We start from the raw sequence: 13,258 nt of genomic DNA, 5'->3' as shown, positions 1-13,258 counted from the left end.
ACCTACGATGCGTCATCGATGGCACCGGCGTCGCACCTCGCGATCGTCACCTCGACGGGCGCATCGAGACCGCCGGAAAATGGGTTCGCCAGAACCAGGGTCGAGCTGATCTGCTTCGGTGCGGTGCGCATGAAACGCGACCAGGCAGGCACGAGCTGCTCTGTCCGGTCGGCCGGGAACGTGACAGCGGCGAACGTGAATGTCGGGGCCGGGTGCGCTTCGAATTCGAAGGTCGCCACGATACCGTACGCGCCACCACCACCGCGCAGGGCCCAGAACAGCTCGGCGTGATGTGTCTCGTCGACGACGATCACCTCACCCGCTGCGGTTACCAGCTCGGCTGCGCGGAGATGATCGAGAGTGAGGCCGTGCTGGCGCACGAGCCATCCGATTCCGCCGGAGAGCGTCAGGCCGCCGACGCCGACATCTGCGGTATCCCCGGACGAGATCACCAACCCGTGTGGCGCCAGTGCGTCTGCCACCTGCTGCCAGCGAGCCCCGCCGCCGACCTTCACTCGTCGTTTGTCGAGAAGCTCCACGGAGTCGAGAGCACCGAGGTCGATGACGATGCCCACGTCGACGGTGCTGAGGCCTGCAGCGCAATGGCCTCCCCCTCGCACAGCGAGTGGAAGATCGGATGCCGCGGCAAGACGCACCGCGCGCTGGACGTCAGCGATATCGGCCGGACGCAACACAAGCGATGGGTTCGCGAACGCGAGCGCCGTGCGCGCTGCCCGGGCATAGTCCGGCGAATCGGGTGTGACGATCGTGCCGGTGAAGTCCTCGAGCTGTTCGTCGCGTGTTGCAAGCATCGGGTCTTCTCCTTCAATGTCCGCCGTGTGGCGGTTCATGAAGGAGACGTTCGTCGTCCCCAAAGTGTGACCAATTCCCCCCTTTACGCCCGCGAGACTTCACTCATGTCATCGAAATCCGTCAGAACGATGACGTAGGCGAAGTCTCGCGGGTGGTAGGAGCGGGGAACTGGCGTCAGGAGCCGATGAACTCCTCAGTCGGACCGAAGTTCGGCTGTTCGCGCACCTCGACTGTGGAGCCGAGGCCGTCGGTGTCGAGCACCACGATCTCGTTGGCGCCGGTCTTCCACAGCGGAGCCGGTGCGTACAGCGTCTCCTGCGGGCCGACCTTCCAGTAACGACCGAGCAGGAAGCCGTTCAGCCAGACCATGCCCTTGGCGCCGCCAGGGAACGCGAGCCAGGCATCCGCCGGAGTCTCGACCACGATCGAGGCGCGGGCGACACCGTCGGCGGCGGGGGTTTCAGAAAGGGCAGGGACGCCGGTGGCGCTCGGGGCGTCGAGCGGCAGCGCGCGGTGCGACCACCCGTGCACGTAGCGACGGTTGTTGATTCGCACCCCGCGCATGATTCCCTTGCCCTCACCGGTGTACGGCCCGTAGTTGATGCGGCCGAGACTTTCGACCACGATCGTCAGCTGTGCCTTGCGGGCGCCGCCGGGAAGTATCAGCGAGAGCTGACCGTCGCGCTCGAGCGTGCCGAGACGCTCACCGTCGATGAACACTGTCGCGCGGTCGTGCAGCCCATCGACGTTCACCGTCGCATCCGAGGGGACGTCAATCTGCGCCTGGTAGACGACGATGCCGTCCTCCACGCCGAGCTGTTCGAAAGTCTGCGGCATCGCGGTCATCTCGCCGACGCTCGGCAACGTCTCGACGAGCTCACGCAGGGAGATCGTCGGGTTCAACGCGACCGTCTGTGCGGGCTGAACCGGCACGGGTGCCGGACGCTCCGGCAGTTCACCATCGTGGAACGGAGCGAACGCGGCGCGCAGCGCCTCGAACTTGTCATTCAGTGCACCTGCCTCGCCGATTGGCGCATCCGAGTCGTAGCTGGTGATGGTCGGCTGGAGTGCGACGTCATAATTGGCGCCGTTCCAGAGCCCGAAGTTCGTGCCACCGTGTGCCATGTAGATGCTGACGGAGCCGCCGGCCGCAAGCAGTTCGTTGACGGTGCCGACCATACTCTCGGCCGAACGCACGTGGTGCTGCTCGCCCCAGTGGTCAAACCATCCGCCCCACAGTTCGCTGCACATCAGCGCGTCGTTGGGCTTGCGCAGCTCGTCGGCCGTCGCGACCCCGGTGCCGAAAGTGAAGGTGGGCAGCGCACCTTCGATCGAGCCGTGCGTGATCATGTCTGTGGTGATGCCATCAGCTGTGGTCAGCAGTTCCACGATTCCCCGCGAGAGCAGCGCATCGCGCTGGTGCTCGATGTATGCGTGGTCACTGCCGAACGAGCCGTACTCGTTCTCGATCTGCACTGCCACGATGGGGCCACCGTATGCCGCCTGCAGTGGGACCATCCGCGGGATCAGCTCGTCGTACCAGCGGTCGACGGCTGCGAGGTACTCAGGGTCGCTGGTGCGCAGCGCGCTCACGCGTCCGGTCAACCAGTGCGGCAGACCGCCGTTCGACCACTCGGCGCAGATGTAGGGGCTGGGGCGGAGGAACACGTCCAGGCCCACCTCGCCGGCCAGCCGGATGAACTGCTCCAGGTCGCGCCAGCCATCGAAACGGGGCTCACCTTCGATGCGCTCGTGGAAGTTCCAGGCCACGTATGTGTCAACCGTGTTTGCGCCCATAGCGGCGAGGCGGCGCAGGCGGTCTTCCCACTGGTCGGGGTGCACACGGAAGTAGTGCATCGCTCCGGCGAGGATGCGGTGCGGACGGCCATTGCGGATGAGTTGGCCATCGCGCCAGGTGATCGCCGGGTCGACGCCCGGGGAAGGCGAGAATGCGTGATTCATCAGGGACTCCTGCGTGACTATCTCACTCCGGAGCGATCCGAAGGGTGAATGGATACCTGCCGCGTGCGCCCGCGCACGACGCATCTGGAGAGCTCATTCGTCCCGAGAGGCGTCACTGCGCGGTTCGGCATGACAAAAACTGTTTGCGTTCACATTATCGCACCATTGGAGGAAATGAAGCTCGCCCTGAGTCCCCGTGATCGCTAGCATGGGACGCATGTCTCCCCGCCGGGCTCCCGTTGATCGCGCTCCCAATCAGAACGACGTCGCCCGTGTCGCCGGCGTCTCGGCCCAGACCGTGTCCCGCGTCATGTCGGGGCAGAGCAATGTGCGCCCCGAGACCGCTCGCAAGGTGCTCAACGCGGTGGAGGAACTCGGCTACCGGGTTCACGCCGCCGCCGCTTCACTTGCCTCAGGCCGCACCCGCATTCTCGGGGTCATCGTGCTGAGCACGAACCGCTATTCGACCGCAGCCCTCGGCGTCGGCATCGAGCGCGTGGCCGCGGACAACAACTTCACCGTGACCACGGCATCCGTCTCAGATCACGCCACGATCGAAGACATCCTGGCGGCCTTCGACCGTCTGGAACGGCAGGGTGCCGAAGGCGTCATCCTGGGAGTGCCAGTGTCGCTGGATCACCCAGGGATGAGGGCGCGAACAGAACGCACTCCTTCGACACGCAACGTGCGGGTCTCCCCCGAGGAAGACGCCGCATTCGCTGTGGACCAGACTGAGGTCGCCCGCCTCGCTGTCGAGCATCTGCTCGATCTCGGTCACGAGACCGTATGGCATGTCTCCGGCGACGAGTACTGGACGGAGAGCGTCCAGCGTCGGGAGACCTGGGAGCGTGTGCTGCGAGAGCACGGCATCGAGCCTCCACCCGTCATTCCCGCCGACTGGACTTCAGAATCTGGATATCGCGCCGGTCGTACGATCGCGGCGATCCCCGGCGCCACCGCGGTCTTCGTCAGCAGCGACGAGATGGCGTTCGGTGTCATCCGCGCACTGCACGAGGCCGGTCGCCGCGTACCAGAAGACGTCTCGATCGTGAGCGTCGATGACATTGCTCTGGCGGCGTACGCCTCGCCCGCGCTGACGACGGTGCGGCAACCATTCGAAGAGGTCGGCGCGGCCGCTGCGCGTCGCGTCATCGCAGAGATCGAAGACACTGAGCCACTGGGTGATGTGCCGAGAATCGAGCCGACCTTGATTCTGCGCTCCTCCACTGCACCGCCGAGCCTGCACCAGGACTGATTCCTGACCGCGGTACGCCGGGAAGAACAGGGTCGATGGCCCTCACCTCGTCACTACACCGATAGCCTGACGTGATGGGAGACGACGACGAGAGAGCCAGAAAGCGGCTCTCACGTCGTCCAAACCGTGGACTCACCGTCGCAGTGCTCGCGTTCACCGGCCTGGTCTCATCGTTCATGTTCACTCTGGTCGTACCGCTCCAGGCTGAGCTGCCGATACTCCTGAACGCCTCGCGCGAAGACACGACCTGGGTCGTCACGATCACGCTGCTGGTCGCTGCGATCGCGACGCCGATATCGGGGCGCCTGGGCGATATGTACGGCAAGCGCCGCGTCATCGTCGTGCTGATGGTGCTGTTGATCATCGGCTCAGTGATCGCAGCGCTTTCCACTTCCATCGTCGGCGTGATTGTCGGTCGCGCTTTCCAGGGCACGGTCACCGGCGTCATTCCACTCGGCATCGCGATCATGCGCGACGTCCTGCCGGCGAACCGTTTGGGAACCGCGGTCGCGCTGATGAGCGCAACCATGGGTGTCGGCGGAGCGCTCGGGATGCCTCTTGCGGCCTACCTGGCACTCAACGCCGATTGGCACTCTCTGTTCTGGCTCGCTGCCGGGCTTGGCGTCATCGGACTCGTGCTCGTGTACCTGTTTGTACCGGAAGACGTGCTGCTCTCACCCGGTCGCCTGGACGTACTCGGCGCGATCGGGTTGGCGATCGGCCTCAGCGGTCTGCTGCTGTATGTGTCGCGCGGAGCGGAGTGGGGGTGGACGTCACCGATCGGCCTGACGCTCAGCATCGGCGGCGTACTCGTGATGCTGCTGTGGGGCTGGTATCAGCTGCGGACAAAGGATCCGCTGCTGGATCTGCGCGTCGCGGCGCGACCCGCCGTGCTATTCACGAACATCGCTGCGATCGGGATGGGCTTCGCGCTGTTCTCGTCCAATGTGACGTTCCCACAGATGCTGGAACTGCCCGTCGAAACCGGCTCCGGCTTCGGGCTCGACATGCTCACAGCGGCTTTCATCGTGATGCCTGCCGGACTCGTCATGATGGTGATCTCACCGCTGTCTGGCTGGTTGGAGCGCACAGTCGGGCCGCGCCCGTTGTTCACCGCCGGTGCCGCCGCGATCGTACTGGCGTATGTCTTCGTGCTGATCTGGTCGACCGAGTGGGTGCACATCCTGATCGCCAACGCGATCATTGGCGTCGGGATCGGCTTCACCTTCGCCGCCATGCCGATGATCATCATGCGCTCGGTGCCCGCCAATGAGACCGGCGCCTCAAACGGCCTCAACGCCCTGTTTCGTTCGGTCGGAACATCCAGCGCCTCAGCCGTCATGGGCGGTGTGCTCGCCTCGATGAGCGTCAAAGTCGATGGCGTCGCAGTACCGACTCGTGAGGCCTTCGACGTCTGCTTCTGGCTTGCGATCATCGCCGGCGCCATCGCCCTGGTGCTGTCATTGTTCATCCCGAAGGCCCCCGCCGTAGAGCGGCATCCCTCCCTCCCCTAGCCCTCTTCCCTGCTTGCGAGTGGGTAGTTGTGGCTCGTTTCTGACGCAGAACCGAGCCACAAGTGGCCACTCGCAAGGGGTAGGGGTGAACCGCAGGAGCTAGCGGGCGAAGGGGTCGGGGTCGGTGGGGAGTGGCGGGCGCAGGCGCGCGGGCAGGGGCCACGGCAGAATGAACTGCTCGGCGGCGTCTCGAGTCATGTCACCAAAGTCGTCGACCTTCACCACGATGCGCCCCGGAGCACCACCCCGAGCGGGGATGACTTCGACCATGCGCACGCGCAGCGGGCGGGCGGCCTCGCCGTCTAGCATCCACGGGTCTGCCAGCCAGCCGAGACCGTGCGTCTCGAGGGCAGCCTCGGCATCCAACCATTCGATCGGGTCGGAGACGGGCCGGCCGAGCACGTCAACGGCAACCCAACTATCTCCCGCGGGGTGGATCCAGCCGAGCAGTTCGCCGTCGTCGCGGCGGTGCGGTGTCCAGTCGTCCATCCGTCGATCGTACGCATGACCCCTTGCGAGTGGGCGCTGGTGGCTCTATTTCGCGCTAGAAGTGAGCCACAAACGACCACTCGCAAGCCGGCAAAGGGGCTCGCGGGCGAAGGGTGCAGAGATCAGGCCTTGACGGCGAAGCCGCCGGTCCAGCCGATCTGCTCGCGCACGGCGAGCACCATCTGCAGGAAGCCCAGTGCTTCGAGCTCACGCGCACGCTTCAGCCCACCGGCATCCGCCACCACGAGGCCGGCACTGGTCACCACCTCAGCAAGGAGCTTCTTGGCAGCCTCGTCGTCACCGGCGATCTGCACGACGGTCGGTGCGCCGCCGAGTTCGCCCGATGCGAGGGTCGCGGCGAAGTTCGTGTTGAACGCCTTGACCACCTTGGCGCCGGGAACCAGGGCTGCGAGCTCGGCCGCGGCGGAAGAATCGGCCGGTACGACAAGACCGTCGAAGGTGGCGAAGTCCACCGGGTTGGTGATGTCGACGACGACCTTGTTCGTGAGCTGGCCTGCGTAGGTCTTCGCGAGCTCAGCGAGTGCCGGGTAAGGAACGGCGAGCACGACGATCTCGCCGGTGATGGCGTCGCCGACGACTCCGGCGGTCGCGCCGATCGCCGCTGCTGCAGTGCCGGCCTTCTCGAGGTCGCGCGCCAGGATCTGCACGCTCGCGCCACTCTTCGCCGCGATGCCGGCGATGCCCTGCCCCATGTTCCCTGTTCCGATGACGGTGATCGCAGTCATTGTCTTGCCTCTCGTTCGCGAGCCTCAGCATTGTTGCTTCGGCAACTAATAGCTGGAACACGCTTGCCGTGACAACTATTCCCGACAGAATGGATGCATGGCCGGAAAACTCACCCGCATGACCGCTGAGCAATCACGAGCGTGGATATCGCTCATCACGACGGCCGAGCTACTGCCCGCTGCTCTCGATGCGCAACTGCAGCGCGACTCGTCGCTCACGCACTATGAGTACATGCTCCTCGGCGCGCTCCTCCGCAGCGGAGAGATGCGCCTGAGCGATCTGGCTGCAGCCACGAACGCGACACTTCCCCGCGCATCCAAGGTCGTCAGCCGCCTGCAGCAGCGCGGCCTGGTCGAGCGCGAGAGCAGCGTCGATGACCGCCGCAGCGTTCAGATCCGCCTCACCGGAGAGGGACGCAGACAGACCGTGCTGGCCACCCCTGGCCACTTCGATACGGTTCACCGCCTGGTGCTCGACCACCTCACCCCAGAACAGTTGAATGCACTATCCGATGCCCTGGCCCCGGTCATCGCCGGCCTCGATCCGTTGCAGCGGTTCGGACCGCAACTGCCCGACAAGTAACCGTCACCCTTCGTCACGCGAATAGTTCCCCGCGAACGGCGCTGGATAGCATCGCAATCAGGAGCACGATCGCCACCACCACCGCCGGAAGCCTGCCCCGCACCGAGGCCCTCATCGCGGCCCTCATCGCGGCGAATGCCGCGCGTCCCCTCGCCGAGCTCGGCGAGGGCGCCCGCCGCGTCCGGGTCTGAGCTCGATGGGCCCTGAGGCCGGGCTCGATGGCCCCACTCCCGGGCGCGCCCGGGTACACCTGCAGGGCCGATGCACGGATGCAGGGCGACACGCCGCCGGATGGCCCTGCATCCGTTCGATCGCCCTGCAAGTGTGCAGGGTTGCAAGGTGGCCGCGTCTGCTAGTGGGTGTACTCCATCAGTTCGAGCCCGAGCAGCCGGAACGCATCATGTGCGCGCAGCCGGTGGGCGATGGAGAGGTCATCGAAACAGACGACCATCGCGTATGCGACACCGGCGCGGGGCCCGGCCAGTACACCTGCTTCCGCACGAACACCGCGGTCACGCCCCGTCTTGTTGATGAACAACAGCCCGTGCGGATCATGGTCGTGAGCGAACGGGTCCAGCCCTGTGGACGCGGCGACCAGGGTCAGGTCATGGTTCAAGCTCAGCCACTCCGAAACCTGAGAGCTGACCGCAGCATCCACAACCTTCGAATTCACCAGGGCTGAGAAGAGTCCGGCAAGCTCGCGTGTCGTGCCGACTGCGACGTGCGGCGCGTCATCCGGCCCTCGTACGTCACGAAAGCGATCAAGCACGGCGGTGCGGCGAAGACCCAGCGATTCGATTCTGCGGAGCACTCGGTGGTGTCCGACCCTCTGCAGCAGGATGTTGACCGCGATCGGATCCCCTGTGCTGGCCGCTAACACCGCGAGGTCGCCGAGCGGCAGCGCCGGCGCCCGCAAATGGCGCCACATGCCTGAGGTCGTTACGGCTTCGGTGGAGGAGCGCTCGACGATCTCCAACGGATCTAGCGTCCCCGCCTCGAACCCGGCGGCAACCTCGATCAGCAGTGGCACCACGCCGAGCCCCGCGATGGGCATCGTCACATGATCGTCACCGGTGAGCACCTCGGTGTCATTGTCGAGGTCAGTGACGTACACGGATACTTGGGCGCCGGCATCCGCCAACTGCTCAAGTGCACGCGTGGTCGAGGTGAATGTCCGTCTGCCGATGGCCGCACGGCGCGGCAGACGTCGAGTGCTGCGCAAAGATCGGCGCAACATCGCAGGCTCGGGGGGAGTGCCCACGCGTGTTCCTTCCCAGGAAGGTAGCTATCGGGGGATACCACTGGGAGGGCGCTCCCCAGCGGCATGGCTATCGTAGCCCCGGCACCCGGTTCACGTCACGCGCTATGGGCAACAGTCACCAGATCGTCACACGCTGGTCGCTGGGCAGGTGCAGCGCATCCCCTTCGGTGACATCGAACGCCGCGTAGAAGGCGTCGATGTTGCGGACAATCTGGTTGCAACGAAACTCGTTCGGCGAGTGCGGGTCGATCGTGAGCAGGCGGATGGTCTCGGCATCCCGGCTTTTCTGCTGCCAAACCTGCGCCCAGCTGAGCAGCAACCGCTGCACTCCGGTGAGGCCGTCGATGACCGGAGCCTCAACGCCGCCGAGCGACAACTCGTACGCTTTCAGCGCGATGCTCAGGCCTCCGAGGTCGCCGATGTTCTCACCGATCGTGAGGGCACCGTTCACGTGGTTCTCGTCCGGGAGCCCGGCAGGGACGAGTGCGTCGTACTGTGCGATCAGTGCCTTCGTGCGGTCCTCGAACGCGGCGCGGTCAGCATCCGTCCACCAGTCATCGAGCTTGCCCGATCCGTCGTAGCGACTGCCCTGGTCATCGAAGCCGTGGCCGATCTCGTGACCGATCACCGCGCCGATACCACCGTAGTTGGCGGCGGCATCACGGCCGGCGTCGAAGAACGGGTACTGCAAGATCGCCGCGGGGAAGACGATCTCGTTCATCGAGGGGTTGTAATAGGCGTTGACCATCTGCGGCGGCATGTGCCACTCGTTCCGGTCAATAGGCTTGCCCACCTTGTCGACGTTGCGGTCGTGCTCGAACACGTTCGCGCGGCGGACGTTGCCGAACAGATCGGCGGGATCGCTGACCAACGAGGAGTAGTCGCGCCACTGGTCGGGGTGTCCGATCTTCGGAGTGAAGGCATCGAGCTTGGCGAGCGCGCGCTCGCGGGTCTCAGGGCTCATCCACTCCAGCGTCGTGATGCTCTGACGGTACGCCTCGATGAGGTTCGCGACGAGCTCATCCATTGCTGCCTTGGCCGTCGGCGGGTAGTGGCGCGCGACATAGACCTCGCCAATGGCTTCGCCGAGGGCACCCTCGGTCACCGAGACGCCACGCTTCCAGCGCTCGCGGATCGTGGGAACCCCGGAAATCTCGGTGCCGTAGAACGAGAAGTTCTCCTGCACGAAGTCGTCGGTCAGATAGGCGGCGGCGGCGTGCACAACCTGCGCGCGCAGCCACGCCTTCCAGTCATCGAGACGGTCGACGGTCAACAGCGTTCCGAGGCCTTCGAAGAAGCTCGGCTGGGAGACGACGACCTCGGCGAAGGCATCCGCGTTCGTGGGACCTGCGGCGTCCCGCCAGGGCGCGAGGTCGACGCCGGTGAGGGTCAGGAACTCGTCCCAGGTCTTGAGATTGTAGGTCTTCACGGCATCGCGGCTGGCGACATTGTCCCAATGGTGGGAGGCGAGCTCGGTCTCGAGTGCGAAGGAGCGCTCGGCGTCACCAGCAGCATCCGAAATTCCGGCGAGCGCGAGCAGACGCTCGAGGTGCGCACGGTAGACAGCACGGGTTCCCTCGAAGCTGTCGAGGCGGTAGTAGCTCTCGTCGGGCAGCGAGAGTCCGGACTGCACGAGGACAGGCAGGTACCGCTCGGGGTTGCCGGGATCCCCGTCGACGTAGAACCCGATCAGGTGGGCGCGTCCGTCGCGCTCGTAGGCGCCGGCGGTCTGCAGGAAGGCGGGGATGCTGTCGATGCCGTCGATTTCGGCGAGAGTGGGCGCGAGCGGTGCGGAGCCCGCGGCGTTGATGCGCTCGGTATCCATGAAGCTCGTGAACAGATCGCCGATCTTGCGCTCGAGAGTGCCGCCTTCGGCAGCCTGCGCCTCATCGATGATCGTGCGGACGTCTTTCTCAGCCTGCTCTGCGAGCAGATGGAACGAGCCCCAGCGGGCTTTGTCAGCCGGAATCTCGGTCTTCTTGAACCACTCGTTGTTGACGTGCCGATAGAGGTCGTCTTGCGGGCGAATCTCGGAGCTGAACTCTTCGGTGGCAAGACCTGCAGGGAGAACATCAGTCATACGTCCCAGCCTATGTCCGGCCTCCGACGTCGTCACACCCGGCGGAACAAGAAGCCCGGCGGATGGCCGAGTGTTCGGCCGCCACTGTCTTCGGCGACAACCACGCCGTGACTCCCACGCGAGAGGCACATCCGACCCCGATACGCTGGGTTCCGTCCCGCCTATCCTTCAAAGGAGCATGCACGCATGACCGCTCAGATCCGCATCGGAATCGTCGGCTACGGCAACCTCGGCCGCGGCGTCGAAGCTGCCATCGATCGCAGCTCCGACATGCAGCTGATCGGCGTCTACACACGTCGCGATCCGGCAACCGTCGAGACCCGCGACCCTGAGATCGCCGTGTACCGGATGGATGCCCTCACCGAGCACACGAACGATATCGACGTGCTGATCCTCTGCGGCGGTTCAAAGAACGATCTACCGGCGCAGTCTCCCGAGCTGGCGACGCGGTTCAACATCGTCGACAGCTTCGACACGCACGCACGCATCCCCGAACACTTCGCCGCGGTCGACGCTCCGGCGCGCACTGCCGGCACGACGGCATTGATCTCGGCAGGCTGGGACCCGGGAATGTTCTCCCTCAACCGCGTCTTCGGCGAAGCGCTACTGCCCGATGGCGACACCTACACCTTCTGGGGCCGCGGCCTCAGCCAGGGGCACTCCGACGCGATCCGACGAGTCGCCGGCGTCGCCGGGGGTGTGCAGTACACCGTGCCGAGCGAGACCGCCATCGCAGCGGTGCGTGCAGGCGATCGTCCCGAGCTCACGACGCGACAGAAGCACACCCGCGACTGCTTCGTGGTCCTGGATGACGGTGCGGATGCCGATGCCACTCGCCAGGCGATCGTCTCAATGCCCGACTACTTCGCGGACTACGACACGACCGTTACGTTCATCACCGCCGAGGAACTTGCGCGCGACCACTCCGCCATGCCGCACGGCGGCTTCGTAATCCGCAGTGGTGTTACCGGCGACGGGGCGACGCAGACCGTCGAGTACAGCCTCACGCTCGGCAGCAACCCGGAGTTCACCGCCAGCGTCCTGGTCGCCTATGCGCGCGCCGTGCACCGCATGAGCATCGCGGGCCAGGTGGGCGCGTACACCGTGTACGACATCGCCCCAGGACTCCTCTCGCCGAAGTCTCCGGAGCAGCTGCGCGCTGAACTGCTCTGAGCGCAACTGCGCCCGCGCCCGTCGATAGGCTCGAGGGATGACCGCGCGCCCTGCATCCCTCAATCGGGAGATCCTGCGGCTCGCCGTCCCCGCACTCGGCGCGCTGGTCGCCGAACCTGCCTTCCTGATAGTGGATGCTGCGCTCGTCGGCCATCTCGGCACTGTGCCGCTCGCGGGACTCGGCATCGCAAGCGCCGTACTGCAGACGATCGTCGGACTAATGATCTTCCTCGCGTACTCGACAACACCGGCCGTCGCACGGAAGTTCGGAGCTGGCGAGCACAAGGACGCCGTCTCCGTAGGCATAGATGGCATGTGGCTCGCGCTCGGGCTCGGAGCGGTGCTCTCCGTCGTCGGAGCCCTGTCGTCACCTTGGTTGGTCTCCCTCTTCGGCGCCACCGAAGAAGTCGCAGCACAGGCCGACACCTATCTTGTGATCAGCATGTGGGGACTTCCGGCGATGCTGATCGTGTTCGCCGCGACCGGTCTGCTGCGCGGGATGCAGGACACCGTGACACCGCTGTGGATCGCCGGAGCGGGGTTCGGCGCGAATGCACTGCTCAACGTCGTGTTCATCTACGGCTTCGGCTGGGGCATCGCCGGATCCGCCATCGGTACGGTGACAGCGCAGTGGGGCATGGTCGCCGCCTATGTCGTGATCATCGGGAGGATGGCGCGTAAGCACTCGGCCACTTTCCGTCCGCAGCGCGACGGCGTACGTGGCTCAGCGCGCTCTGGTGGCTGGCTGTTCCTGCGCACCGTGAGCCTGCGTGTCGCACTCCTCATCACGGTGGGCGTCGCCACCGGCATCGGTACCACTGAGCTCGCCGGGTGGCAGGTGATCTTCACGATCTTCTCCGCTGCGGCATTCGCCCTGGACGCCCTCGCTATTGCAGCCCAGGCGCTGATCGGGAAAGGCCTCGGCGCTGGGGACATCCCGGCCGTGAAGCACGTACTCGCCCGAACGGTCGCATGGGGTGCGTGGTTCGGCGTGATCGTCGGTCTCGTGATCGCGGCGCTGTCTGGGGTGATCGGACTCGCGTTCACCGGGGACCCCGCGCTCGCGGCGCTGATCCAACCTGCGCTGCTCGTGCTCGCGGTGGCGCAGCCCATCGCAGGGATCGTGTTCGTACTCGACGGCGTGCTGATGGGATCAGGTGACGTGCGCTACCTGGCGATCGCCGGTGCACTGAACCTCGTGCCGTTCCTGCCCGCACTGTGGATCTTCACGCTCGTCGGAGTCGATGGCACGGCCGGGATCACCTGGCTCGCCGTCTGCTTCTTCGGCGTCTACATGCTCGCGCGCTTCGCGACGCTGGGCTGGCGCGTGAAGACCGGCAGGTGGCTGAGCGCTTCGGCGTAGGCCACCTGTTCTGCACGGT

The 13,258-nt window shown here is 65.6% G+C and carries 11 protein-coding genes; 5 read left to right on the top strand and 6 right to left on the bottom strand.

Annotation, left to right across the window (positions count from 1 at the left end; translation table 11 throughout):
- Positions 1–2: 2 nt before the first annotated feature.
- Both ACSU1G_RS11830 and ACSU1G_RS11825 read right to left on the bottom strand, forming a co-directional pair.
- Positions 3–812, bottom strand: a complete 810-nt coding sequence (locus ACSU1G_RS11830; RefSeq protein WP_439280148.1) for an FAD-binding oxidoreductase — start codon at positions 810–812, stop codon at positions 3–5.
- Positions 813–987: 175 nt separating this feature from the next.
- Positions 988–2,775, bottom strand: coding sequence for a glycoside hydrolase family 35 protein (locus tag ACSU1G_RS11825; RefSeq protein WP_439280147.1), 1,788 nt, complete (start codon positions 2,773–2,775; stop codon positions 988–990).
- A gap of 217 nt (positions 2,776–2,992) precedes the next feature.
- Here ACSU1G_RS11825 and ACSU1G_RS11820 point away from each other — a divergent pair, with 217 nt between their 5' ends.
- Together ACSU1G_RS11820 and ACSU1G_RS11815 are read left to right on the top strand one after the other, a co-directional pair.
- A complete protein-coding gene (locus ACSU1G_RS11820; RefSeq protein WP_439280146.1) occupies positions 2,993–4,030 on the top strand; it encodes a LacI family DNA-binding transcriptional regulator in 1,038 nt (345 codons plus the stop codon).
- Positions 4,031–4,104: 74 nt separating this feature from the next.
- On the top strand, positions 4,105–5,544 hold the full coding sequence (locus tag ACSU1G_RS11815; RefSeq protein WP_439280145.1) for an MFS transporter: 1,440 nt from the start codon (positions 4,105–4,107) through the stop codon (positions 5,542–5,544).
- 99 nt (positions 5,545–5,643) lie between these two features.
- On the opposite strand, the gene ACSU1G_RS11810 is transcribed toward ACSU1G_RS11815, so the two are convergent.
- Together ACSU1G_RS11810 and ACSU1G_RS11805 are read right to left on the bottom strand one after the other, a co-directional pair.
- Positions 5,644–6,033: a hypothetical protein gene (locus ACSU1G_RS11810; protein ID WP_439280144.1), complete on the bottom strand. Its 390-nt coding sequence runs from the start codon at positions 6,031–6,033 to the stop codon at positions 5,644–5,646.
- A 122-nt stretch (positions 6,034–6,155) separates the two neighbouring features.
- Entirely contained in the window at positions 6,156–6,779 is a 624-nt protein-coding gene (locus tag ACSU1G_RS11805) for an NADPH-dependent F420 reductase (protein ID WP_439280143.1), read from the bottom strand.
- A 97-nt stretch (positions 6,780–6,876) separates the two neighbouring features.
- Between ACSU1G_RS11805 and ACSU1G_RS11800 the strand changes: the two genes are divergently transcribed.
- On the top strand, positions 6,877–7,362 hold the full coding sequence (locus ACSU1G_RS11800; protein WP_439280142.1) for a MarR family winged helix-turn-helix transcriptional regulator: 486 nt from the start codon (positions 6,877–6,879) through the stop codon (positions 7,360–7,362).
- Positions 7,363–7,714: 352 nt separating this feature from the next.
- Here ACSU1G_RS11800 and ACSU1G_RS11795 read toward each other — a convergent pair whose 3' ends face one another.
- Both ACSU1G_RS11795 and ACSU1G_RS11790 read right to left on the bottom strand, forming a co-directional pair.
- Positions 7,715–8,623, bottom strand: coding sequence for a serine hydrolase (locus tag ACSU1G_RS11795; protein WP_439280141.1), 909 nt, complete (start codon positions 8,621–8,623; stop codon positions 7,715–7,717).
- A gap of 115 nt (positions 8,624–8,738) precedes the next feature.
- Positions 8,739–10,703 carry a M13 family metallopeptidase gene (locus ACSU1G_RS11790; protein ID WP_439280140.1) on the bottom strand — a complete coding sequence of 655 codons (1,965 nt, stop codon included), beginning with the start codon at positions 10,701–10,703 and terminating at the stop codon, positions 8,739–8,741.
- Positions 10,704–10,889: 186 nt separating this feature from the next.
- Here ACSU1G_RS11790 and ACSU1G_RS11785 point away from each other — a divergent pair, with 186 nt between their 5' ends.
- The gene (locus tag ACSU1G_RS11785) at positions 10,890–11,876 is read left to right on the top strand and encodes a diaminopimelate dehydrogenase (protein ID WP_439280139.1); all 987 of its coding nucleotides are present in this window, start codon (positions 10,890–10,892) and stop codon (positions 11,874–11,876) included.
- Between the two features lie 37 nt (positions 11,877–11,913).
- A complete protein-coding gene (locus tag ACSU1G_RS11780; RefSeq protein WP_439280138.1) occupies positions 11,914–13,239 on the top strand; it encodes an MATE family efflux transporter in 1,326 nt (441 codons plus the stop codon).
- Positions 13,240–13,258 lie beyond the last annotated feature (19 nt).

It is taken from the genome of Microbacterium sp. A93 (assembly GCF_051842835.1).
This window is presented reverse-complemented; position numbering and strand designations above follow the sequence as displayed.